This is a genomic window from Motilimonas sp. E26, from assembly GCF_021278025.1.
In the GTDB taxonomy this organism is placed as follows: domain Bacteria; phylum Pseudomonadota; class Gammaproteobacteria; order Enterobacterales; family CBDFNC01; genus Motilimonas.
Window position 1 is genome coordinate 117350 of record NZ_JAIBHJ010000006.1, and the last position, 24362, is coordinate 141711.

General features: G+C 42.3%; 26 protein-coding genes. 12 read left to right on the top strand and 14 right to left on the bottom strand.

Translation table 11 applies throughout. The features are described from left to right. Nucleotides 1-50: 50 nt before the first annotated feature. On the top strand, nucleotides 51-1079 hold the full coding sequence (locus K1M91_RS07485) for a DUF2066 domain-containing protein (RefSeq protein ID WP_232801114.1): 1029 nt from the start codon (nucleotides 51-53) through the stop codon (nucleotides 1077-1079). 85 nt (nucleotides 1080-1164) lie between these two features. Further along, complete coding sequence (gene hda, locus K1M91_RS07490) at nucleotides 1165-1887, top strand: DnaA inactivator Hda (protein ID WP_232801115.1); 723 nt, start codon at nucleotides 1165-1167, stop codon at nucleotides 1885-1887. Between the two features lie 53 nt (nucleotides 1888-1940). On the opposite strand, the gene K1M91_RS07495 is transcribed toward hda, so the two are convergent. Next, nucleotides 1941-2324, bottom strand: a complete 384-nt coding sequence (locus K1M91_RS07495) for a DUF2069 domain-containing protein (RefSeq protein WP_232801116.1) — start codon at nucleotides 2322-2324, stop codon at nucleotides 1941-1943. After that, nucleotides 2324-2674 (bottom strand): arsenate reductase (glutaredoxin), encoded by a 351-nt coding sequence (gene arsC, locus K1M91_RS07500; protein WP_232801118.1) that lies wholly within the window; start codon nucleotides 2672-2674, stop codon nucleotides 2324-2326. The genes K1M91_RS07495 and arsC overlap by 1 nt, the downstream gene beginning before the upstream one ends. Before the next feature lie 61 nt (nucleotides 2675-2735). Between arsC and K1M91_RS07505 the strand changes: the two genes are divergently transcribed. After that, nucleotides 2736-3191, top strand: a complete 456-nt coding sequence (locus K1M91_RS07505) for a TlpA disulfide reductase family protein (RefSeq protein WP_232801212.1) — start codon at nucleotides 2736-2738, stop codon at nucleotides 3189-3191. Here K1M91_RS07505 and K1M91_RS07510 read toward each other — a convergent pair. Continuing rightward, nucleotides 3188-4588, bottom strand: coding sequence for a M48 family metalloprotease (locus K1M91_RS07510; protein ID WP_232801120.1), 1401 nt, complete (start codon nucleotides 4586-4588; stop codon nucleotides 3188-3190). The genes K1M91_RS07505 and K1M91_RS07510 overlap by 4 nt on opposite strands. A 230-nt stretch (nucleotides 4589-4818) precedes the next feature. On the opposite strand from K1M91_RS07510, the gene K1M91_RS07515 reads away from it, so the two are divergent. Beyond that, nucleotides 4819-5037, top strand: a complete 219-nt coding sequence (locus K1M91_RS07515) for a sulfurtransferase TusA family protein (protein WP_232801122.1) — start codon at nucleotides 4819-4821, stop codon at nucleotides 5035-5037. Nucleotides 5038-5068: 31 nt separating this feature from the next. Next, nucleotides 5069-6151: an AI-2E family transporter gene (locus tag K1M91_RS07520; protein WP_232801124.1), complete on the top strand. Its 1083-nt coding sequence runs from the start codon at nucleotides 5069-5071 to the stop codon at nucleotides 6149-6151. A 40-nt stretch (nucleotides 6152-6191) separates the two neighbouring features. Here the strand turns inward: K1M91_RS07520 and bcp are convergent, their stop codons facing one another. After that, the gene (gene bcp, locus K1M91_RS07525) at nucleotides 6192-6659 is read right to left on the bottom strand and encodes a thioredoxin-dependent thiol peroxidase (protein ID WP_232801125.1); all 468 of its coding nucleotides are present in this window, start codon (nucleotides 6657-6659) and stop codon (nucleotides 6192-6194) included. A gap of 403 nt (nucleotides 6660-7062) precedes the next feature. Here bcp and dapA point away from each other — a divergent pair, with 403 nt between their 5' ends. From dapA to K1M91_RS07540, 3 genes are all read left to right on the top strand, one after another. After that, nucleotides 7063-7944: a 4-hydroxy-tetrahydrodipicolinate synthase gene (dapA, locus tag K1M91_RS07530; protein WP_232801126.1), complete on the top strand. Its 882-nt coding sequence runs from the start codon at nucleotides 7063-7065 to the stop codon at nucleotides 7942-7944. A 12-nt stretch (nucleotides 7945-7956) separates the two neighbouring features. After that, complete coding sequence (gene bamC / locus K1M91_RS07535) at nucleotides 7957-9054, top strand: outer membrane protein assembly factor BamC (RefSeq protein ID WP_232801127.1); 1098 nt, start codon at nucleotides 7957-7959, stop codon at nucleotides 9052-9054. 86 nt (nucleotides 9055-9140) lie between these two features. Beyond that, on the top strand, nucleotides 9141-10247 hold the full coding sequence (locus K1M91_RS07540; protein WP_232801128.1) for a phosphoribosylaminoimidazolesuccinocarboxamide synthase: 1107 nt from the start codon (nucleotides 9141-9143) through the stop codon (nucleotides 10245-10247). Nucleotides 10248-10316: 69 nt separating this feature from the next. Here the strand turns inward: K1M91_RS07540 and K1M91_RS07545 are convergent, their stop codons facing one another. The 5 genes from K1M91_RS07545 to K1M91_RS07565 all read right to left on the bottom strand — a co-directional run bounded on the left by K1M91_RS07545 (nucleotide 10317) and on the right by K1M91_RS07565 (nucleotide 13249). Continuing rightward, nucleotides 10317-10820 (bottom strand): TIGR00645 family protein, encoded by a 504-nt coding sequence (locus tag K1M91_RS07545; protein ID WP_232801129.1) that lies wholly within the window; start codon nucleotides 10818-10820, stop codon nucleotides 10317-10319. 76 nt (nucleotides 10821-10896) lie between these two features. Continuing rightward, on the bottom strand, nucleotides 10897-11034 hold the full coding sequence (locus K1M91_RS07550; RefSeq protein WP_232801130.1) for a DUF2897 family protein: 138 nt from the start codon (nucleotides 11032-11034) through the stop codon (nucleotides 10897-10899). Continuing rightward, nucleotides 11034-11723: a M15 family metallopeptidase gene (locus K1M91_RS07555; RefSeq protein WP_232801131.1), complete on the bottom strand. Its 690-nt coding sequence runs from the start codon at nucleotides 11721-11723 to the stop codon at nucleotides 11034-11036. The genes K1M91_RS07550 and K1M91_RS07555 overlap by 1 nt, the downstream gene beginning before the upstream one ends. A gap of 2 nt (nucleotides 11724-11725) precedes the next feature. Continuing rightward, nucleotides 11726-12889, bottom strand: a complete 1164-nt coding sequence (gene dapE / locus K1M91_RS07560; protein ID WP_232801132.1) for a succinyl-diaminopimelate desuccinylase — start codon at nucleotides 12887-12889, stop codon at nucleotides 11726-11728. Between the two features lie 15 nt (nucleotides 12890-12904). Further along, a complete protein-coding gene (locus K1M91_RS07565) occupies nucleotides 12905-13249 on the bottom strand; it encodes an ArsC family reductase (protein ID WP_232801133.1) in 345 nt (114 codons plus the stop codon). Nucleotides 13250-13602: 353 nt separating this feature from the next. On the opposite strand from K1M91_RS07565, the gene K1M91_RS07570 reads away from it, so the two are divergent. Next, nucleotides 13603-14262, top strand: coding sequence for a transporter substrate-binding domain-containing protein (locus tag K1M91_RS07570; protein WP_232801134.1), 660 nt, complete (start codon nucleotides 13603-13605; stop codon nucleotides 14260-14262). Nucleotides 14263-14369: 107 nt separating this feature from the next. On the opposite strand, the gene crr is transcribed toward K1M91_RS07570, so the two are convergent. The 4 genes from crr to cysK form a co-directional block, all read right to left on the bottom strand. After that, the gene (crr, locus tag K1M91_RS07575) at nucleotides 14370-14879 is read right to left on the bottom strand and encodes a PTS glucose transporter subunit IIA (RefSeq protein WP_232801135.1); all 510 of its coding nucleotides are present in this window, start codon (nucleotides 14877-14879) and stop codon (nucleotides 14370-14372) included. 35 nt (nucleotides 14880-14914) lie between these two features. Then, a complete protein-coding gene (ptsI, locus tag K1M91_RS07580; RefSeq protein WP_232801136.1) occupies nucleotides 14915-16636 on the bottom strand; it encodes a phosphoenolpyruvate-protein phosphotransferase PtsI in 1722 nt (573 codons plus the stop codon). A gap of 44 nt (nucleotides 16637-16680) precedes the next feature. Beyond that, a complete protein-coding gene (locus K1M91_RS07585; RefSeq protein WP_232801137.1) occupies nucleotides 16681-16938 on the bottom strand; it encodes an HPr family phosphocarrier protein in 258 nt (85 codons plus the stop codon). A gap of 421 nt (nucleotides 16939-17359) precedes the next feature. Further along, nucleotides 17360-18328 carry a cysteine synthase A gene (gene cysK, locus K1M91_RS07590; RefSeq protein WP_232801138.1) on the bottom strand — a complete coding sequence of 323 codons (969 nt, stop codon included), beginning with the start codon at nucleotides 18326-18328 and terminating at the stop codon, nucleotides 17360-17362. 216 nt (nucleotides 18329-18544) lie between these two features. On the opposite strand from cysK, the gene K1M91_RS07595 reads away from it, so the two are divergent. Further along, nucleotides 18545-19648: a beta-ketoacyl-ACP synthase III gene (locus tag K1M91_RS07595; protein ID WP_232801139.1), complete on the top strand. Its 1104-nt coding sequence runs from the start codon at nucleotides 18545-18547 to the stop codon at nucleotides 19646-19648. Between the two features lie 107 nt (nucleotides 19649-19755). On the opposite strand, the gene cysZ is transcribed toward K1M91_RS07595, so the two are convergent. Next, complete coding sequence (gene cysZ, locus K1M91_RS07600) at nucleotides 19756-20520, bottom strand: sulfate transporter CysZ (protein ID WP_232801140.1); 765 nt, start codon at nucleotides 20518-20520, stop codon at nucleotides 19756-19758. Between the two features lie 445 nt (nucleotides 20521-20965). Between cysZ and zipA the strand changes: the two genes are divergently transcribed. Beyond that, a complete protein-coding gene (zipA, locus tag K1M91_RS07605) occupies nucleotides 20966-22159 on the top strand; it encodes a cell division protein ZipA (RefSeq protein ID WP_232801141.1) in 1194 nt (397 codons plus the stop codon). 77 nt (nucleotides 22160-22236) lie between these two features. Next, nucleotides 22237-24195: a BRCT domain-containing protein gene (locus K1M91_RS07610; RefSeq protein ID WP_232801142.1), complete on the top strand. Its 1959-nt coding sequence runs from the start codon at nucleotides 22237-22239 to the stop codon at nucleotides 24193-24195. Nucleotides 24196-24362 lie beyond the last annotated feature (167 nt).

Genomic DNA, 24362 nt, shown 5'->3' on the forward strand with positions numbered 1-24362 from the left:
CTCTGTTAAGATCTCGGGCTGTTGTTTTTATAGATAGGAAATCAGAGCCCGTGTTTAAGGTAAAAGGTGTCATTAGCTGTTTGATATTGGTGGCAAGCTGGCTAAATGTAGCGTCAGCCGAAAATATATATCAGGTAGAAGTAAATGCTGGGGCTAATGTTTCAAACAAAGAGCTAGTTGATACAGCATTTGAACGGATCATGCTTAAAGTGACCGGTCGTTACGACACGCTAGATAACGAAATACTTCTTAAATACTTACCACCTTTACCCGAGCTTGTTCATCAGCAAACCGTTATGGGGGATGGCCGAGCTCTATTTGAGTTTAATTCTTTTAAAGTGAATCAGTTACTGCGCCAAGCACAAATTTCAGTGTGGCCGACGCCCAGACCCAACACTCTATTTTGGGTGGTTCAAGACCAAGAAGATCAGAAAACCTTGCTGTCAGAGCACGCCGCTGCAGGCTTAATTACGGGGTTAAAAGAAGGGGCGCAAGTGCGCGCCATGCCGATCACCTTTCCTTTACTCGACTTTGACGATTTAAATCAAATATCAATAACGGATGTATGGGGTCGCTTTTTAACGCCCGTTGTCACAGCCAGCCAGCGCTATAACGTCGACTATATCGTCCTGATAAAAGCTACTTTAGCTGGACCAAAAAGTCAGCTTACCTGGCAATTAATTGATGCCCAAGGTTTGCCTTTATTACAAGGGGAAGAAGTGGGTTTGGTTGAGGACAGCAGTGTGCAAGTGAGTCATCAACTAGCTGATTATTTTGTTGGCCAATCTTCACGGGTATTAGCGGCCAGCGATGATGATTACGTAGTGGTACAGGTTGAAAATGTTAATGCAATGGCTGATGTGGTTATGGTCAAACGCTTTTTTCAGCAGTTGTCTAATGTGAGTAAGGTAACGCTTAAAACTATTGCGCCCGGTAATATGCAATTACAACTTCAACTGATGGGTAGCCAAGAAGAGTTAAAGCAAACGATCGCCACGCACTCAAACATGACTGAGATTGAGCAAGATATTGAAGGGGTTGATTTAAGTTGGCGCTGGCAAGTAATAGATCATGAATAATAGGGACCTATTCGGCAGCTGCCTTTTGCCCATTATTGTTGCTAATGTTACACTGGGCGCCACACGATGCGATTAAGAATGATTAGTGGAACAGCATAACCCTTCACAGCTTTCGCTGTCAGTGCAATTACCCGATGATGAAACGTTTGCCAGTTTTTATCCGGGAGATAATTCCCAACTGTTAACTGCACTGAAAAATGCAGCCATCGGACAGGGGGACGACGTCATTTATTTATGGGGTACAGAAGGATCGGGTCGTTCTCATCTACTCCATGCAACTTGTGCCGAAGCTAATGACAGTGGCCAAGCAGCTGCTTATGTCCCACTCGATTTACATCATATGATGAACCCAGAAATGCTAGATGGGATGGAGAACATGCCCCTTATTTGCATTGACTCTCTGGAAGCAATAGCGGGAAATGCGCAATGGGAACAAGCGTTATTTAATCTTTATAATCGTTGTTTAGAAAAAAAAGCCCATACCGAGCTAACGAATTGCCTGATTTTTACTGGTAATAATAGCCCGAAGAATTTAGGTCTTTCATTACAAGATTTAATATCACGGTTGGAATGGGGCACTGGCTATCGAATTAATCATTTAGATGATGAGGCTAAGCTTGGTGCGCTACAATTACGTGCACAGCTGCGTGGCTTTAAATTACCTGTGGAAGTAGGGCGATTTCTGTTAAATCGATTAAGCCGTGAAATGGCCATGCTGTTGAAGACGTTAGATCACCTTGATAGCGCATCAATTGCAGCGCAACGCAAATTGACCATTCCCTTTGTTAAAGAAACCCTTCATCTATAGTCAAGGTTATCGGCGCTGTGCCTTACTAAAGCATCAGCGCCGTTGTGTTACGGCTACTTTGGCTCTTTTGGTTTACGAATACTCAAACCTAATTCTCGGCCGCGGTATTTGGCATAGTAAACACTGCCTGTAAAAAAAGTGGTGGCTAATATTAGCTCGATAACAGCTAACCAACGCTCATTCGGATCGGCGATGATCAGGGTGATACTATGTAGAAAATACCACAAGCTGATAAAACTCGCCCAAGCGTAAGTATATGGATTGCCTTTTAAAATGCCACGTAACGGGAATAATAAAGGAACCAACCACATTACTAGCATGAGAATGGGACTTATCCCTGTAGGGGGCGGCGAAAGCCATAGGTGCCAAAGCGGCACGTAAATGAGTAAGCCGAAATAGCCGGCTTTCGCGATAGTTCGATAATGTTGCGTTTGCATTAAAAAAGATCCAATACTTGCTCAGGCGGGCGGCCTAGCGCGGCTTTGTCACCATAAATGACGATAGGGCGCTCAATGAGCTTTGGGTTTTCAACCATGGCATTGAGTAATACTTTTTCATCAACTTCATCTTTAAGGGCAAGCTCTTTGTATAACGTTTCTTTGGTACGTATGAGCTGGCGAGCAGTGTCAAACCCCAATTTTTTTACTATTTCGCTGAGCAATGCCGTGCTCAGTGGCGTGGAGAGATACAGCACGATTTCAGGCTGCAGGCCTTGTGCTTCTAATAGGGCGAGTGTTTCTCTGCTCTTTGAGCAACGTGGATTGTGATAAATTTGCACTTGTGACATGCTGACGCTCCATATTCAGTAATATTGGTATTGTAACCAAAGGGACATGAGTTTAGTAGTGATGAAAATACGCAACCTGATCTTGCTTAGTGTTTTAGTTTTGACTGCTTGCGGCCAAGCAGAATTAACCTTATCTAATGGTCAACCCGCTAATTTGGCCGATTATCGTGGCCAATGGCTGTTGGTAAATTATTATGCGGATTGGTGTAAGCCCTGCATTAAAGAGCTTCCGGCTCTTGATAAGTTTGGCTTAGCTTCAGAGCAACGGCAAGTCATCGCAGTGAGTTATGATAATTTGCCTTTAGCTGAACTACAAACCAGTTGGCAACAGAGAAATGTATCGTTTCTATTTGCGCGGGTGGAGGTGGATGACTTCACGTTGCCAAGGCCCAAAGTGCTGCCAACTACCTATGTGCTAAACCCCCAGGGAGAGTTGGTACAAACATTGGTCGGTGAACAGGATTTAAGCAGTTTGAATCAGCACTGGCAGAGCCTTAGCGCTGCGACTGCGCCTTAAGATCGCAGCTCATCTAAGGCAGCTTGTGCTTGCTTAAATTGTTCAATTCGAGCCTCTATTCTCGCGCGATCAAGATTATTATTGGTTTCGACACCCGCGCTGGTTAATTCATCAATGGCTTTTCTATAATCGCCATGTAAAGCAAGGTATTCAGCCCTCGCTTGATAAGCTTTACCTAAATTACCAAGACCTTGATTCACTTTAATCGCCATGGACCAAGCTAACGCATTATCTGGTTGCTGGCGTAAAAATTTGTCGAGAACGACCAACGCTTTTTCATAGTCCTTCTTTTCCATATAGGTGTTAATTAGGTTGATCACAACCACAGAGTTATTTGGCATTTCTCGGTAGAGAATAGATAAACGGTCAATTGCTTGTTGGTGGCGGTTTTGTGCAATATCTAAATCTGTCTTTGTATCGATATAAAACAAGTTTCGTGGCGATTGGGCTAATAATTCATCGATTATCTTCTCAGCCTCTGAGTATTTTTCGATTTGTATTAACGCCAAACTCTTACCATAAAGTGCAGCCGCCTCTAACTTGTAATCTTTGTTTTTAATCTGATTGTTAAAAAAACTTAAGCTAGTGTTGCCTGACATATTGGAATACCTGGCTTCTATTCGGGCTTTGGCTAATTGGTAAGACAAACTAGGCGATATTTTTTTGCTCGGGAATTGGGCGGCGCGGTTACGAGACTCCGCTACCCTTGTTTCCGGTAAAGGGTGTGTGAGTAGCATTTGCGGCGGCTTGCTTGAATAGCGATATTGCGCTGACAATTTACCAAAAAAACCAGCCATTTCTCTCGGATCAAACCCACTTTGGTTCAAGGTCTGAATGCCAATTCGGTCTGCTTCAAATTCATGGGTGCGGGTGTAATTGATGTTAGCTTGCATATTAGCCGCAACGCTGGTTTGTAACATTGCAAGGCCTGCTTCAGGGGAAACGAGTGCCAGTAATAAAGAGCCCGCCATCGCGGCTAGCGTGGCGGGGTTGCTGCGCGATTGTGCTTCCATCATTCGTGCTAAATGGCGCTGTGTAACATGGGCTATTTCATGTGCGACAACAGAAGCCAGTTGGCTTTCATTATCTGCATATAAGAATAAGCCAGTATGAATTTTGACGTAGCCGCCAAAAAAAGCGGCAGCGTTTATTTCATTATCTTGAATTAAAAAGAAATTAAATGGAAATTTCACCGAGTCGGCGTGAGCAACTAAGGTGTGGCCAAGATCAGTAATATATTCAACTAAAACGGGATCATATACTACAGGTAGGCCGCCTCGAGCCATTACGCTAAATGCTTTACCATATTGAATCTCTTTTTCTATGGTTAATGCGCTGGCGCCTGCTGTGCCTATTTCTGGTAAATTGGCATGAGTAGTGCTGCTTGCAGCGAACAAAAGGATACCTGATATAAGCGAGGTTAAGGCTGATTTTGCAAACACGAAGTCATCTCAATTACAGTGATGACTGCAGCATAAACGCTCTTATGGGGCAGGTGCAAGGTTCGTTGAATTAAAATTGGTCGCTAACAATTAAATATGCTCCATATGTGGATATCGTTTGTGTTGTTATTTGATTGCCCTGATAATGACAGGGTTGTTTTGTGATTGGGAACAATGAGTAAAATATGACCACTTTAGATTGCCGAGATCTTTCTTGTCCAATGCCTTTAATCAATATGCGCCAGTGGTTGGCGAAAGCCCATCCTCCAGCACAGTTAACTTTATTGGTCAGTGATCCCGGTTCAAAACAGGATATTCCACGTTATTTAATGAAGCACGGTATTCCATTTGAGCGTGAAGAGTTGCCCAGGGCAGCCTTATCATTGGTGATTTTTTTAGCGTGATAAATGAGTGATATAGGAGTCGTTTCGGCTTATGTTTGATGTTTTTTCTCGATGGTATAAAGATAGGTTTTCTGATCCCCATGCGGTGACCTTAACTATCTTGTTGGTTTTTGGCTTTAGTGTGGTGTTCTTTTTCGGCTCATTACTGGCTCCGTTACTGGCGGCGATAGTGATCGCCTATTTACTCGATTGGCCTGTTTGTTCATTGCAACGATGGGGGGTTAATCGTACCGGCGCCGCTATTATTGTGTTATTGGCTTTTGTTGGGTTTACGGTACTCGCCTTACTGGGTTTAGTGCCTACTGTGGTTAAACAAGGCGCCAACTTTATACGTGAGTTACCTTATATGCTTAACCAAACCCAAGGTTATTTACTGACGTTGCCTGAGAAATATCCCGAAATGGTGGACGCTGAAATGGTGTCGACTGTTGTTGATAATATTCGGGATAAATTAATCAGTAGTGGTGAAGCAATCGTTTCTTTTTCATTGGGGTCGTTGATTAATTTAGCTGCGTTGCTAGTTTATTGTATTTTAGTGCCTTTATTGGTGTTTTTTATGCTCAAGGATAAAACGGAGTTAACACAAAATGTTACCCGCTTTTTACCAGAAAATCGCCAATTGGCAACGCAAGTTTGGGTTGAGATGAACAGCCAGATCATCAATTATATTCGTGGAAAAGTGGTTGAAATTTTGATTGTTGGCAGTGTTAGTTATGTTGCATTTGCTGTGCTTGATTTACGCTATTCTGCGTTGTTGGCGGTGTTGGTAGGCCTGTCGGTATTAATTCCCTTCATTGGCGCAGCAGCTGTGACGGTTCCCGTTGCGTTAGTGGGCGTGTTTCAGTGGGGGTTTACTTCTGAGTTTCTCTACTTAATGATAGCTTATGGTGTCATTCAAGCTCTTGATGGCAATGTACTCGTGCCGGTTTTATTCTCTGAAGCGGTGAATTTACATCCTGTTGCTATTATTGTCGCGGTACTTGTATTTGGTGGGGTATGGGGTTTTTGGGGAATATTTTTTGCAATTCCTTTGGCAACCTTAGTGAAAGCAGTTGTTAATGCGTGGCCATCGGATAAAGCCAAAGCGGCTGAGTCATTAGCTTCTGCTGAGTAAATAAATGTTGCTCCCGTCTTATTGAGCGGGAGCAATGGTTTTATTTGCTTGCTAAGTAATCCATTACGACTTGATGGTGCTCTTTAGTTTTAAATTTATTAAATACATGTTCAATGTTGCCTTGTTCATCAATCAAAAAGCTGATGCGATGGATCCCGTCATATTCTTTACCCATAAATTTTTTCAGGCCCCATACTCCAAACGCATCGGCAATCTTATGGTCTTCATCTGAAAGTAAGTCGAAGTTTAAATTGTCACGTTCAACAAACTTGGTCAGGCGTTTCACGGCATCAGGACTAATGCCCAATACCACTAAATTGTTATCAGCCCATTGCGCTTTGCTGTCACGCAAGCCACAAGCTTGGGTGGTACAGCCGGGGGTCATTGCTTTGGGGTAAAAGTACACCAGTACTTTCTTGCCTTTTAAGTCTGCTAAAGACACAGTTTGGTCGTTTTGATTTTGTAAACTAAACAGCGGGGCTTTATCACCAGCAACAAGTGTTTGCATGTTTTACTCCATAATTAATAGTGCGCTTTCGGCCTTCTATACCTATTTCACCAAGTTCTTGGATCAATAAATAGTAATATATTACTTTGATAAGCTTTGCAGGCAAGGATTCGTGTTAGAAAACGTATCTGTAATTTGTTGTACTGTGGTATCTTTTATTGCTGTTTTCTAGTTTATTGCAAGAGTGTGACGGGCTAGCTCTATTGGCAGAGCGAGTTTAGTGATACTTTGACAAAAATACCAACTATGTCACTGAGTAAATTGCTTTATGTTACGGGGTCGTTTAATTAGTGCGCTAAAATCCAGTTTGTTTGGCCTTTTCACTTGGTGATTCATATCTGATGCTTGTTTTTAGCCAGTTGGAAAAGTACCATATTTCGCTCGATTATAAGGAGATGTCTAAATGCTAACGGGTAGTATTGTTGCTTTAATCACACCGATGGATGATGCCGGTGAAATTGATTTTCTAGCACTTAAAAGTTTAGTGGATTACCACGTTGAAGCAGGTACTGCGGCAATTGTTTCCGTAGGCACAACAGGTGAGTCGGCAACACTTAATGTTGATGATCACGTAAAAGTGGTAATGAAGACATTAGAATTCTCCGCTGGCCGTATCCCTGTGATTGCTGGCAATGGCGCTAACTCAACTTCTGAGGCTATTGCGCTAAGTAAATTGTTCCAAAGCAGCGGTGTTGCAGCAGGCTTGAGTGTGACTCCTTATTACAATAAACCGACACAAGAAGGGTTATTTCTGCATTATAAAGCCATTGCGGAATCTTCAACCTTACCGCAAATTTTATACAATGTACCCGGTCGTACCGCGGTAGATATGAAGCCAGAAACCGTCGCGCGTTTAGCCAAGTTAGATAATATTATCGGCATCAAAGAAGCGACTGGCGATCTACAACGCTTAGCAGATATTAAAGCGTTAGTGAGTGATGACTTTGCACTGTACAGCGGTGACGACGCCACTGGACTTGATTTTATGCTGCAAGGGGGCCATGGCGTTATTTCTGTTACGACTAACGTGGCTGCTGCGCAAATGGCTAAAATGTGTCAACACGCACAAGCGGGTGAGACTGAAGCGGCTAAGGCGATAGATCAACGTTTAATGCCAGTACATGATAAATTATTTGTTGAAGCTAACCCGATCCCAGTAAAATGGGCTTGCTACCGTTTGGGGCTGATCCCAAATAATACATTACGGTTACCTTTAACCACTCTTTCTTCACCGTTGCAACCGGAAGTGGAAGCAGCGTTAAAACAAGCAAGTCTCATCGATTAAGGCGGTTATTGCGTGCTAAAAAAACAAGGTATTTTCATTGGCGGCCTGTTAATTACAGTATTGGCTGGTTGTAGTAGTTTTGAGTCACGAAAAAAAGCGACAGATAATTTTGATTATTTGGATGCTTCTTTAGCTCAACCCATTTCAACTGCCGGTATAGGTGAGGTTGCCCTTGATACTACTTACAATGTGCCTGCGCTAGGTAAAGGAGCGCTACCCACTTATTTAGGTGAACAGGTCGATGTGCGTTCGCCTGCTCAAGTTCTGACTGTGCTAGAAGGGACGCGAACAGATGACACGGCAGAAAATACAACGGTCATCTTTACCGCCAAAGACCGTGGGGTGGCTGCAAAAGATGATGTGTGGAGCTTGTTACTCAATTTCTTCGAGCAACATAATGTATCGGCTAAAAATCTAGATAAACTTAAAGGTGAATTAGTTTCAGATACATTTGTGTTTGAACAAGAGTTTGGCTCTTTTTTCAATACGACAGATTATCGTTCAGAAGAGCAGTACAAATTTACACTCAAAGAGCCTTCATCATCGCGCACGGCAAGCTTAGCTGTTGAGCTGTTGAGTTTTAAAGAGTCGGTTGATGGTGACGTGAACACTAAACCATTACTTGATGCGGAAAAGAAGCGTTATGAAATCGGTATGATTAACCGCTTCTTGGTATTTGCATTAGCAGAAAACCAACGTAAAAATGCATCATTGCAATCACAAGATAATCGAGTTCCGCTAGACTTAGGTTTTGATGACAATGGTTTACCCGCTTGGGTAACGAAGAAAAACTTCGATATTGTATGGGCAAAATTACCTTTGGCTTTAGCTGAACTTAATTTTGAATATGAATCCAGCAATAAAATCTTGGGCGCTTATGTCATGGGTTTTAAACAGCCTTCTAATGATTATTGGCGCGAGAAGGGGTTACGTAGATTTGAGTTAACTAAAGGTTCATATACTTTCCAGCTTGGTCAGTCTAAGCAGGGGGAAACCGTGATCACTATTTTTGCTGATGATAAGCAACCGTTGTCAGTACAGCAAATAAGTGAAATGTATTTAAGCATTGTCGATTTAATGCAAAAGCACATGCGAGTCGAAAACAATTAACCAACAGGGCGCGATAATATCGCGCCTTTTTTAATTAACAATACTAGCTGTATTTCAGTTATTGCTATTTAAGAAGGCATACAAACATGAGTCTTGCTGACAAGGTATTGGCAGTCAATAATGATCTTCCAATCCGTACCGATAAACCCGTTCATAGTGGTAAAGTTCGTTCGGTTTACTGGTTAACCGAAGCTGACAGTCGCCGTTTAATTGCGGAAAAAAATTACGACGTGGCGCCCGATACACCATTGGCTATCATGGTTATTAGTGATCGAATTTCAGCTTTTGACTGCATTTGGCACGGAGAAGGTGGCATGAATGGTGTGCCGGGTAAAGGCGCAGCGTTGAATGCGATTTCAAATAATTGGTTTCGTTTATTCAAAGAGCAAGGCTTAGCAGACAGCCATATTCTAGATATACCTCACCCGTTTGTATGGATAGTACAAAAAGCACGTCCTGTGATGATAGAGGCGATTTGTCGCCAGTATATTACCGGCTCGATGTGGCGCGCTTATGAAAAGGGTGAGCGTGAGTTTTGTGGCATTGAGCTACCAGATGGTTTAACTAAAGACCAAAAGCTACCTGAACTGCTGATCACGCCATCAACTAAGGGCATTTTGCGTGGTATTCCGGGCGTTCCAGAAGCTGATGATGTAAATGTGACGCGCAAGAACATAGAAGACAACTTCGCAGCGTTTAATTTTACCAAGGCTGAAGACATTAACCTTTATGAAAAGTTGCTCAAAGAAGGCTTTAATGTCATTAGTGAAGCGCTAGAAAATATCGGTCAGATGTTTGTTGATACCAAGTTTGAATTTGGCTACGTCACAGATAAAAATGGCCAAGAAAAACTGATATACATGGATGAAGTTGGTACGCCGGATTCATCGCGCATTTGGGATGCCGCTGAGTTTGCCAATGGCAACGTGGTCGAAAACTCAAAAGAGCAATTCCGTCAATTACTGCTCAATCATTTCCCCGATCCGGACATCTTGCTAAATAAAGATCGCATGCCAGAGCGTGAAGCGCTAGCGCGTGATAATGCCTTACCAGAGTCAGTTTTGATGAAGGTATCAGAAATCTACTTAGGTGTGGCAGAAAAAATCACTGGTGAGAAGATTACCTTATCGGATAATCCAAAAGCCGAAATTATTGAGATCCTACGTGAGCAGTATCAGCTAATCGCTGATTAAATAGCGCGTCGAGAAATATCTTTATAAAAAGCCAAACTGATGTTTGGCTTTTTTGTTCAGGTATAGGTGTTAGTGACTTTTTGCTTTTTCAACAATGTAATCGGTGAGGGCGAACAATACGCCCGAGATCACAAAGGTTAAGTGCACCATAATTTTCCAAAATATCTGCGCTTCGGTTAAGGCTTCTGCGTGAATAAAGAGCTTTAGCAGTTCGACAGCAGAAATCGCTACGATAGCGCCAATCAATTTCTGTTTTAAGCCCGAAAAACCTACTTTTCCCATCCAAGATGGTCTGTCTTCATGATCATCAATATCAAGCTTAGACACAAAATTTTCATAACCACTAAAGATGATTATCAGTAGCAATCCCGCTAATAGGGCGGTATCTACAAGGGTTAAAATATTAATAATGGTTTCTTCAGAGCTGGCAGTAAAAGCCGTTAGCACCATTAGGTATAAGGATTTAGTAAACTTAATTAACAGTATAATAATGGCCACAAACAGCCCGATAAAAAAGGGCGCTAACAGCCAGCGGCCTTGAAATATGACGGCTTCAATCTTTTTTTCCAACACAAGTCTTCCTAACAATTTGTTAAAAGGTAAAAAATAGAGGGATCTGGTATCTAAAGTTCATTCTATCCCGAGTTGTTTAGTTGTCATCTGTTTTATCGTTGTTTTTGTCTTTAGCTTTAAAATCCATCTTTGCAGTGTGTTTAAGTAACATAATATTACTGGCAATGATGCCAAGTACTAAAGCGATGATGATGACAATCCAAATTGTACTCATTATGGTGTGCTGATCTGAGTGATAAAACGCTGCCATATCGTGGGTAACATTATCCGCAGTGTTGATTTACCCAAAACACTCGACTGAGCTAATACGCTATCTAGCATATCAATGGTAAACATCTGTTGGTAGCGCGCAGCGACAGGGTGATAGCTTAAATGCCAGGGCTCAATAGCGACGCCGCCTAGCTGCTTTTGATAGGGTAAATAAAAGCCAAATTTGGCCATGTTTTTCTCAAGCCATAATGCAAGAGGATGCTGACATCCACCTAGTTGATATTCACTGGGAACAAGTTGCAACTGATAGTTATCAGGCAGCAATGCAGGGCTGTATACATCGATATCGGTGCCCCAATGGTGTCGGCTGGCGCCGGGCAAGGCTGACCAATGTAAAATGGCCAAAATTTTATCTCGTGGGGTCAATAAAGCTGTATCAAGGGGACGAGAGAGGTGATCCAGTACAGGTCTTTCCCCACTCATTTTCCCATCCCAAATAAGCTGTTGCCGAGAAAAACCACGAAAGCTACTGGCTATATCCAGTTCGATGCCATCATTTTTTGCCGCTTGTTGCATTGATAGAAAAGCGGCAAGGGCGTTGGCCTCTAACCAGTGATAAGGCCCATAAGGCGCCAAATGATCACTCACTTGGCCAGTTAATTTAAGGGCTATATCACGCTTAGACAGTTTCACGGCTATACCGGATCACGGCTAAGTAATTTAGTGAGGGTAAGGCGGTACATATCAACCAGCTTCTCTAAATCGGCAATTTTAACGCATTCATTCACTTTATGAATGGTAGCATTAATTGGGCCTAGTTCTACCAGTTGTGCTCCGGTTGGCGCAATAAAACGCCCGTCTGAGGTGCCGCCAGAGGTAGAAAGCTCAGTATCAAACTTAGTTACCTCTTTGATTGCCGCTTTAACGGCATCAATCAGCTCACCTTCACCTGTAATAAATGGTACGCCGTTGTAGGTCCAATTAAGCTCATAGTCTAGGCCTTGCGAGTCTAATACATTATGTGTGCGCGCCACCAAGTCAGCAGCCGTGCATTCCGTAGAGTAACGGAAATTAAACTGCGCCGTTAATGCGCCTGGTACGATGTTGGATGCGCCCGTACCTGATTGAATATTAGATATTTGGAAACTGGTTGGCGGGAAAAACTCATTACCGTTGTCCCACACTTTTTGCGATAATTCGGCAATCACTGGGCCTGCTTTATGGATTGGGTTATCCACTAAGTGCGGGTAGGCGATATGACCTTGAATCCCCTTAATGACTAAATCACCGGTCAGTGAGCCACGGCGGCCATTTTTTACAATATCACCAACCTCACGGGTACTGGATGGCTCACCCACAATACAATAATCAATTTTTTCATTGCGTGCTTCTAGCACCTCAACCACTTTGACTGTGCCATTAATAAATGGGCCTTCTTCGTCACTGGTAATTAAAAAAGCAATGGAGCCTTGATGATCATTATGTTGCTCAACAAATTGTTTTACCGCCACCATAAAGGCAGCAATTGAGCCCTTCATGTCAGCCGCGCCACGGCCATGTAGGAAGCCGTCGATAACTGTTGGCTCAAATGGTGGTGTATGCCAGTCTGCAAGTGGCCCGGTGGGGACGACGTCAGTATGGCCGGCAAAGCAAAAAAGTGGCTTAGCGGTGCCACGTCGTGCCCATAAGTTAGTGGTATCATCGAAGACCATGGTTTCACATTCAAAACCAAGTGCTTCAAGATACTCGATCATCATTTGTTGGCATCCCGCATCTTCTGGGGTAACAGATTCTCGGCTAATTAAATCTTTTGCTAAGCTAAGTACGGCACTGTCTGGCATAATAATTCCTTTATTCATTCAATTTTTGCGAGATTAAGCAAAGATTTCAGCGTATTGATCGGCTTTAAAGCCTAAGTAATATTGGCCATTATGGATCAGTAGCGGACGCTTGATCATGGCCGGATGTTCGACTAACAGGGCTAATGCGGTTTCGGCGGATAAATTCGCTTTGACCTCATCGCTCAATTGTCGATAGGTTGTGCCGCGCTTATTAACCACCTCTTGCCATGGCAAGTGAGCAAAAAAGTCCGCGATCATTTTCTCGTTAATCCCTTCAACACGATAGTCATGAAACTCAAATGCAATGTCATTTTTAGTAAGCCAAGCTTTGGCTTTTTTGATGGTGTCACAGTTTTTTATGCCATATACAAGGGTCATATTGGCCTCTTACTACAATAAATTGATAGCATCATAACACGCTCTTTTATTATCATAAATTAGCAGTGAGGGTTTCTTCTTGTAATCAAGCAAAGTGGTCGAAAAAATACTGATGATCAATTTTCTTTTACGAAAAACCTGCAGTGCTAATTTGGAGGCATTAAGCCAATTAGGATTATTGCTATACTGTCACTATCGTTGCAATGGGCGTTATTTTACATGGTAGATCAAGCAATATGACGCTGAGACATTTTCGCATAAGCATATTTTTAGCGAGTCTTCTTTTTTGCTGTAGCGTAAGGTCTGAATGTGACCGAGAATATACGATTGGTTATGAGAAATATGGTGACTTTTTGCTTGTTGATGATGCTGACCAGATTATAGGTGGCATCGATTATGACATCGTGAGCAGTATTTTTAATCGTTTAGGCTGTAAGTTAGTATGGATCTCAATGCCATGGAAACGCAATCTTGTTGCAATCAAAACGGGCAAAATCGACATGGCGTCGGGCGCGAATGCAACACCAGAGAGGGCTGTTTGGGCAAATTTCTCCATTCCTTACCGACAAAACTTCCATGGGTTGTTTGTGCAAAAAGCAAATAAGAAGATATTGCTCATTGATAACTTAAGCGACATAGTGGGAACCAGCTTGAGACTTAATTACCAACGTGGTGCTTTTTTAGGTCCACCATTTGAGGACTTGATGGAGCGACCTGAATTTAAGCAGCGGGTTAGCACTGTTACTGACGAAGAGCAGCAGATAGGCATGGTGGCCATTGGTCGAGTGGACGGTACATTTCTTAATATATCGGTTGGCAATGCTCTATTGAGAAAGAAGAAGTTAACTCATCAAATTATGGCTCACCCTAGTATCAAGCTTGGCGTTAAAGACTATGTATTTCTTTTTAGTAAAATGACGGTGGAAAAAGAGTTTATCGAAAGGTTTAACTTAGAGTTAGCAGCGTTAAAGCAGGATGGAACATTAAAGAAAATTGTTGAACAATATCAATAAAAATACCGGACAAACCGAGAGCGTATTCCTTAGTCGTCATATTTAATGGCACAAAAAAGCCCAGCTCAGCTGGGCTTTATCAATTAAATTAGAACCTGGCAGTCTTTTTATTTAGTAATGCGTAATATCACTGAATCAGACAAGGTTACTGTTCCTGCAAGCTTGTGCAGATCTTTAATTTCATCCATGTTTGAAATAACAACAGGAGTCAATGTCGATTTTGCCTTTGATTCTAGTAGCGCAAGATCAAATTCAATGATGGGATCGCCTTTTTTCACGGATTGCCCTTCTTGCGCGATACGCGTGAAGCCTTCACCTTTTAGCTCAACTGTGTCGATACCAAAGTGAACAAACAGCTCTAAACCAGTATCAGATTCAATAGAGAATGCATGGTTAGTTTCAAAGATTTTACCAATTGTACCATCACAAGGAGCAACCATTTTGTCACCCGTTGGTTTGATAGCGATACCGTCACCTACAATTTTTTCAGCAAAAACAACGTCAGGTACATCTTCAATTGGTACAATCTCACCAGATAATGGGGCAAAAATTTCAATGCCACCTGTTTCAGGTGTTGGATCTGAAACCATTTTTTTTAGTTTATCGAAAAAACCCATTTTATTGCTCCTAAATTTAATCTATGCAGCGTTACTTAACACACAGCTTGTTGTTTAATAAAGTCATCAACTAACGCTTCAATTTCAGCAGCTGTGGCAACAGATAATGCTTTGTCAGCCAATTCTTTTGCTGTCTTGTAGTTGGTATTACGGATTAGCTTTTTCACCGTTGGAATAGATATTGAGCTCATTGAAAATTCATCTAAACCCATGCCTAATAGCAGTAAAGTCGCACGGTCATCACCGGCCAGTTCACCACACATTCCAGTCCATTTACCAGCCTCGTGAGAAGCATCAATCACACGTTTAATCAACGTTAATACTGATGGTGTTAATGGATTGTATAGTTTAGAAATTAGTTCATTACCACGGTCTACCGCAAGTGTATATTGTGTTAAATCGTTTGTGCCTATACTAAAGAAGTCAACTTCTTTGATTAAATGATGTGCAATTGCTGCCGCTGCAGGTGTTTCAATCATCACACCAATTTCGACATTTTCATCAAAGGCTAAATTTTCTTCGCGAAGTTCAGCTTTCAATGTGTTTAAAATGTCTTTTAGCGCACGAATTTCTTCAACAGCAATGATCATTGGGAACATGATACGTACTTTACCAAATGCAGATGCACGCAGTAGGGCACGTAATTGAGGGTTCATGATCTCTGGGCGATCGAAACAAATGCGGATTGCACGCCAGCCCAAAAATGGGTTCATTTCTTCTGGCAAGTCCATGTAAGGTAAATCTTTATCACCACCAATATCCATAGTACGGATAATGACTGGCTGATTTGGCATCGCTTCAACAACGGCTTTGTAAGCAACAAATTGCTCTTCTTCCGTTGGCAGTTGGTCTCGATCCATAAACAAGAACTCAGTTCTGTATAGACCGATGCCTTCTGCGCCGTTACGCTCCGCGCCATCACAGTCTTTTACTGTGCCAACATTGGCACAGACTTCAACTTGGTGACCATCTAAGGTGATCGCGGGTAAGTCCTTTAACTTAGCTAATTCAGCTTTTTCTGCAAGGAATTTAGCTTGAATGGCTTTAAAGCGCGCTAGGTCTGCATCAGAAGGGTTAATGATAACTTGATTGTTTAACGCGTCTAGCACAACGGTGTCACCGTTTTTGACACGCTTAGTGATGTCGTTGGTACCGACAATTGCAGGAAGTTCTAAAGAACGCGCCATGATTGACGTATGAGAAGTGCGTCCACCAATGTCGGTAATGAAACCAAGCACTTTATCTAAGTTAATTTGTGCGGTTTCTGAAGGCGTTAAGTCATTAGCAATAAGAATAACTTCATCTTGGATTGTGCTTAGAGACACAATATCAATGCCAAGTGCATTTTTCAGCAAACGATTACCTATGTCGCGGAAATCCGTTGCTCGTTCACGTAAATAGGGGTCATCCAACTCTTGCAGCATGGTTGCGTTTTGTTCGATTACAAATTGAATGGCTGCGCCAGCTGAACTCTTATTATCCTTTAAGTAGGTTATGATATCCTGTTCTAACTCTTCATCTTCAAGCAGCATAATATGCCCTTCGAAGATTGCTTCTTTTTCTTCACCAAATGTTTCAAGTGCTTTTTGCTTGATTAACTCAAGTTGGGCAGATGCTTTGTCTCGTGCTTCTAAGAAGCATTTTATTTCTGTTTCACTATCTTCAACACGGTTGGTGTTGATGACAATTTCGTCTTCTTGGAGCAATAGCGCTTTACCAAACGCTATGCCAGGTGATGCTTGAATACCTGATATCATAACCTATCCTTTAACTGCAAAAAATGTCGGGTGATGGAGTGTGCTTATTCAAGTTCCGCCATTAACGCAACTAAAGTATCAACCGCTTTTTGCTCATCAGCACCTTCAGCTTTGATTACAACGCTGGTGCCTTTGGTTAGGCCAAGAGTTTGTAGCTTGAACAGGCTTTTTGCACTTGCAGATTTACCGCCTACTTCAACAGTGATGTCAGATGAAAATGATTTTGCTTCTTTAACAAATTGAGCTGCTGGACGAGTGTGTAGGCCGTTTTCAGCAGTAATAGTTACAGTCTTGTTATACATGGTTTTCCCCATTTTTTAGTTTGAATGTTGCAGATATTTAAAAGAACATTGCACCTTTCTTTAAAATTCTGCTTTTTGGTTTTGTAATAAAGTAACGAAAAACGACGTAAAGAAGTTTAATCCACGTCAAGTTTTTTGCGACCTCTTGTGAAAATCCTATTTTAATTGATTAGCTGATGATGGCTCAGTTATGACTAATTGTCATCTAGGATTAACACATTATAAGAATACTTATTTTAGTAAGTAAAAAATCATCCTAAATTCGTGCTAGAAGATCAACGTTTTTCTAGTTATGTCACAAATTAATCTGACTTGCGAGTAACGATTTTCCTGTACTTTAATAAAGGTAAACTTATGTTTGTTGTTCTTTTTAAAAGGAAAAGGCGCACAGAGGCGCCTTTGAAGCAGGTTTAATGCCTAATTACGCTTCAAGCTCTTGGTCGGTGAAAATTCCAGCAAATAAAGCAGATGAAAGGTAGCGCTCACCAGAGCTTGGTAAAATTACTACAATATTTTTATCGGCAAATTCTGGTAAAGCAGCAATTTGGTTGGCTGCAACAACTGCCGCACCAGATGAAATCCCGGCTAAAATACCTTCTTCTTCCATCAAACGGCGTGCCATGTCGATGGCCTCATCATTGGTAACAAGTGCAGTGCGGTCAACCATAGATAAATCTAGGTTCTTAGGTACAAATCCTGCGCCAATACCTTGGATTTTGTGAGGACCCGGTTTAACTTCTTCACCAGCTAATGTTTGCGTGATCACCGGCGAGTCAGTTGGCTCAACGGCCACTGTTGTAATTTTTTTACCTTGCTTTAACTTTATGTAGCGGCTGACGCCTGACAAGGTGCCACCCGTACCAACACCAGCGACAAATACATCAATTTCGCCATCTGTGTCTTGCCAGATTTCTGGGCCAGTGGTCTGTTCGTGGATTTCAGGGTTGGCAGGGTTATCGAACTGTTGTAAAAGTACAAATTTTTCAGGGCTCTCTGCGACGATTTCTTCTGCCTTATTGATTGCGCCTTTCATACCTTTCGCGCCATCGGTTAGGATCAGGTTAGCGCCTAAAGCTTTAAGTAGTTTACGACGCTCTAAGCTCATGGTGTTAGGCATGGTTAGGGTAATTTTGTAACCACGAGCGGCAGCTACAAAAGCAAGTGCGATACCAGTATTACCACTGGTTGGTTCGATCAGCTCTTTTTCTTTGGTGAGGATACCTTTTTTTTCTGCATCCCAAATCATGTTCGCGCCAATGCGACATTTAACACTGAAGCTTGGGTTGCGGCTTTCTATTTTTGCAAATACATTACCTTTAGCTACACGGTTAAGGCGAACTAACGGCGTTTTACCTATAGTCTGAGTATTGTCATCATAAATTTTGCTCATGGGTATTCCTTATATGCAGTAAATGGCAATAAAACTAAAGTTAGCATACCTTGATGCTAAAAGATTTGAAGTGACAATTTGTTATAACGTTATGTTATTAAAAACTAAATTTTTATCACTTTATTTTAGTGACTAGCCTAATAGTTTTTGCTGTATTTTTCATCTTATGATTTAAGCTGCTGCTTGTTTCGTCACACTTTTTTAAAGGGGTTTTTCATGCTGCCATCTTTTCTCACCGCAACAGGTATCTTCATCCCACCATTTTGTGTAAAAAACCAAGAGTTGGTGGTGGCTTATAATCAATATGCGCAATTTTTTAACCTCGAGAATGCGGCCTCAATTGAGGTGGGGCAGGTGGCCGCCAAACTCAAATCTGATGATGAGTTTATTCTCCGGCATTCAGGTATTTTGCAGCGATATTATGTCACGGATGAAGGTATTCTTGATCCTGATGTGATGTGTCCATTATTGCCCGAGATTGATGAAGAGCATACTTCATTAATGGCTGAGATGGGTAAAAATGCTGCCCTTGATGCGTTGCAGCAAGGGGCAGTTGAAGGCCATGAAGTTGATTTGATTATTGTTGCGGCTAGTAACGTGCAGCGTGCTTATCCGGCTTTAGCCATTGAAATTCAAGATTTATTAGGCGCATCCGGATTGGCCTTTGATCTCTGTGGCGCTGAGTGCTCTGCGGTGATGGCGATCCAGCTGGCGAGTCAAGCAATTGCTTGCGGCAGTGCGACTAAAGCGTTAATTATCAGCCCTGAAATAGGCTCTGCTCAAACGGATTTTAGAGACCGGGAAAGCCACTTTTTATTGGGTGATGCATGCAGCGCCTTGTTACTCGAAAATATTGCCAAAACGGGGGCGTTGGAGATCATCAACTTTAATATCGCCAGCCAATTTTCTAACCAGATACGCAATAATTTCGGTTTTTTAAATCGCTTAGCGCCCGACTCGCTGTACAGCAAAGACAAGTTATTTCATCAAACGCCGCCAAGCTTTCCTGCGATTGCTGATGCGATTTGTACCCATGTGCAGCAGCATCTTGCAGGGTTGAAGTTGCCTGTAGAGAGGGTGGCACAATACTTTTTACAGCCAACTAATCGAGTATTAAACCAAGTGATTGCAGATCAGCTTTTGACTGATGCTACAGATAAAACAGTGCCCGATTGCGTTGCGCAATACGGTGGCACAGGGGCCGCTGGACTCGGTTTAAGTTTTCATTTACATCAACAATTGGCGGCTGATGAATATTGCATGTGGGTTGCATTTGGTGCGGGATTTTGTGTTGCTTCAATGGTATTGAAAAAATGCTGATTCTTATTCAGTAATGCGGTGCGCTCAAGGTCGAGCGCATCGCAACCCTTCGTACCTTAACTATGGATAGAGTTTACATGGCAATGAAGGGCTTAAGTTGGCGAGGTTTAACCTCGTCCCGTCATATCTTTACGATAATGGGCTACCCACATCGCCGTACCGCCACACACGCCCACGGGCATTACGATAAGGTTTACAATCGGTATTGCGCTTAAAATAGTTGCAATACAACCAAAACTTAAATTGCTCATTCGTCTCGTTTTTAGTGTGTCACGCATAGTAGGAAAGCTTATTTTATGGTTATCAAAGCCATAGTCGACATACTGGATAGCCATCATCCAACAAGATAGTAAAAACCAAAGTACCGGCGCGACAGTTTGTCCAACTACAGGGATCAGGAACAAAATCAAGCAACCAATGGCTTTTGGTATAAAGTAAATCATTTTGTCCAGTTCACGTTTTAGAGCACGTGGTATGTCTTTCATTACTTGCATTAAACCATCATCGTTGATGGGCTGGCCGGTAAGGTGTAATTCAACTTTTTCAGCTAATAAACCATTAAATGGTGCTGAGATAAGGTTAGCAACGGTAGAAAACAGGTAGGAAAAGATAAATAGGATACATAACAATAAAATGGGCCAAATAACGTACGATAACCAGCTCAGCATCTCGGGTACGTAGCTCATTAATTTGTCCATCCAAGGACCTAACTGAAGATAGAGCGCATAAAAAGCGCCGGAAAATAGTAGTAAGTTAATACATAACGGCACGAGGACAAAAGTTCGAAGCCCAGGCTGACGGATCAAATTAAAGCCAGTAAGGAAAAACTCTAAACCACTCAGTGGCGCGGTTATTTTGTTGTTATTGTGCATAATTAATTAAACTTTCCAATGTTGTAATGGTTTTATCTTGTGCGCTTGGTGTCATAGTAAATCAATTTAAATCATCACTAAAGTGAGACAAGGTATGAACCGCAATAAATAAATAATGCTTAATTTCAAATTTATTTAGGCTTAAGATATAAAGGTTATGTTTACCTTATGAAATATTAACATTTATTCACCAGTTTTTCTGTTGGGTCACGGTTCACGACTGGACGAATAAAGGCTTTCAAGGTACTGTGCTCTTGTCAAAGGCGGGTTCGCTTGGGTACAGTAAACATAAATACATCAGATCAAGTTTCAGGAACACCATTTAGACGGTTAATTTGTTTACAAATAGGCTAAAAAGGCTACCATTATTAGCTTAGTCGATAGCCTTTTGACCGATTAAACGTTACTTATAACCGAGACTTAACATACATTAAGAGATTGTTGAATGCAGGATTTTCGTCTTGTTCTAATCATTGTGGGCGCAATTGCGATTGCCGCATTATTGATCCATGGCTTATGGTCAAATCATAAAAACAAACCTAAATCGCTTAAAGATAAGCCGGTACGTAAAGTAGAGCCCAAAGAAACCAGTACCGAAACTGAATTTGACGCCGACGGTATCGGTGAAGTGCGAGTGGTTTCTTCCGGTTTTAGTTCATCGAATGATCTAAAAGAGGAGCACCTTACTCGCGGGCCTAAAGTCAATTCAGACTCGTCAGAAGACTTGTACCCAAGCTTTTCAGCGGTTGAGACTGAACACCCAGAAAATACTGCGTCCATTGTTGAGCCGATGACAACGGCTAACAATCCTGTTGCGCCTCAACCAGCTGTAACCGAAGCGCAATATCAAGGAGAGAGAGTATCGCAGCAAAGCACTCATCAAGAGAGTGTTCCTGAATCTGATGAAGTGGAATACGTTACGCGCGCCCCTGCTTTTAGAGAGCCTTATTTCGATGAGCACGGCCAAAAGCATTATCACGAAGCGAAACCCGTTCAAGTAAAAGTTAAACCAGCAGCTCGCCCTGCTGCTGTTGAACACGTTGTTAAAGCTGAACCTGTCGTTAAGGCAATCGTTGAGCCAACAGTTGAAACAAATGTTGTACCTGAGGCTTCCGCGACTATTGACACCGAGCAACAAAAATACGAACAAGTTGAGCATCAGCAAGAAGCTGCCGAACAGCCAGCTAAAGCAGACGCGGCTTACGAAGGTCCACAAGATGTATTTGTACTTAACGTCATGTCGCGAGAAGGCACGTTATTTGCGGGCGCTGAATTATTACCAATATTGCTTAACTTAGGCTTTAAGTTTGGTGAAATGGATATTTTTCATCGCCATCTAAGTCCAACAGGTAATGGACCCGTATTATTTAGCATGGCTAATATGGTTAAACCCGGCACATTTGATGTTGACCATATGGAGCAATTCGAAACCCACGGGCTATCACTGTTTATGGCGCTGCCTTGTGCGGGTGATGCATCCAATAATTTCCAGCTTATGCTCCACGCATCAGAGATGCTAGCATCTGAATTAAATGGTTTATTGCTTGACGGGACTAGACAGCCGTTGACACGCCAAAAAGTGAATGAATATAAGCAGCGTATTACCGACTTTGAACGCCAGCAAGCCTTAGTTGATTAGTTCACTTATCATCGTTGATAGCCTCTTCAGTTGAAGGGGCTTTTTTATTTTAGCTTGACCGCAATGAGCCATTGAGTATGACAACTTCTGAACACTTCCAATTTAATAATGAGCAACTAGCGATTATCAATCAGCTTGACTTGGATATTGACCTTATCCCAATTCAGGAAGCCATTGGCCAACTTGAATTTGATCACCTTTCAGAGCAAGCTTTGGTTGCGACCTTAAAGATCACCAATGCCCTTTATCGCTCTGGCGCGCCACTGATTACCGATCACCAATATGATGCACTCACTTTCAAGCTCAAGGATATTGCGCCAAATCATCCTTACCTTGCCACAGTAGAGCCGGAAGTATTGGCCGAAAGCAAGACGGTGCCATTGCCGCAAAAAATGTTGTCAACAGATAAGGCCTATACCTTTGCTGAAATTGAGAAATGGGTTGACCGAGTGTTAAAAGCGGCACAAGAAATAAAAGTAGATACGAGCGAGATAAAAGTGCGGGTAACGCCAAAACTCGACGGCTACGCGGCTTTTGATGATGGCACCACCCTTTATACTCGCGGTGATGGCGTGAGAGGGCAAGATATCACCCGCGCTTTTAATCGCGGTTTACAAGTGGCGAATAATGGCGACAGAGGCTTAGGGCCGGGCGAAATCGTTATTAGTAAAAGCTACTTTGATGAAGTATTAAGTCAGCACTTTGAAAATTCTAGAAATATTCAAGCCGCAATCATTGCTGAAAAGAAAGTGGATGAGAATGTGCAAAAAGCCATTGCAGATGGCGCTTGTGTTTTTTATCCGTTTCAATTGATCGACAACTGGACTGGTGATTATCAGACCTTACTAGACGACTTTGAATCCATTGTGGAACAGATCTGGAATGCCGTTGATTACGATATAGATGGCGTCATTCTTGAAGTGACTAATGAGCAAGTAAAGGCTCATATGGGCGCGACCAGAAAGCATCATAGATGGCAAATCGCTTTTAAGGTTAATGAGGCATCTGCGGACGTTGAAGTCTTAAGCGTGGTGCCACAAACCTCAAGAACGGGCCGAGTTTCTCCCGTTGCTTTACTAAAGCCGACCAAACTCAGCGGTGCTACCATCAGCCGTGCGACAGTGCATCATTATAAAATGGTGAAAAATAATGGCGTTGGGCCAGGGGCGGTGGTGCGTTTAGTGCGCAGTGGTTTAGTTATTCCTAAAATTGAGTTAGTGGTTAAAAAAGCAGAGCCTGAACTGCCAGAGCATTGCCCTAGCTGCAATTCTGTACTCGATTGGGTGGGCGACCATCTTATGTGTGGCAACCCCAACTGCCCAGCAAGGCGCGAGAATACCCTGATCCACTTTTTCAAAACCTTAGGCAATAATGATGGTTTTGGGCCAAAAGTGATTGAAAAACTTCACCTTTACGGCGTGGATGAAATACATCAGGTATATCAGCTGACTGAGCGTGATTTTGTGCGCTTTGGCTTTGGTGAAAAGACCTCACGTAACTTAATCGACCAACTTAGAGCCAGTCGAGAGCTTGAAATTGAAGATTGGCGCTTTCTGGCGGCATTTGGGGTTAACCGTCTTGGCGCGGGAAACTGTGAAAGATTATTGCAACACCATAAGTTACTGGCACTTTTTGAATTAACCGTAGAGCAAATTGTCGACTTAGATGGTTTTGCTAAGTTAAGTGCCGAGGCGATAGTAGCTGGTTTAAGCAGCATTAAAGGTGCGTTCTTTGAGGTGTATAATTTAGGCTTTAATTTGTCTGAAACACCACAAATTTCTGAGCTTGAAGTATCGCAATCGCCTATTTCCGGCAAAATTATCGTCTTCACCGGCACTATGGTGCAAGGGGCGCGTGCCGACATGGAAAAGCAAGCCAAAGAGCTTGGAGCGAAAACCGCCAAATCGGTCACTGGTAAAACAGATTACCTAGTTGCAGGCCTCAAGGTGGGAGAGAGTAAAATTACTGCCGCGCGCGAGAAAGGCGTGCAGGTATTGAGTGAGCAAGAATACTTGGATTTATTGTCCGCTGATTGAGCTCTGGTTGTTAATCCCTAGAGGAGCAAATAGCCCTTTCATGCTCAAGTGTCTATCAAGCCCCATTTTAGGTGGGGCTTTTTGTTATACGCAACAATAGTTAGCCCGCTAATGGTTATTTATTGATGATTTAATTTTCCGTTCACCTTAAATAACTTAACCAGTAA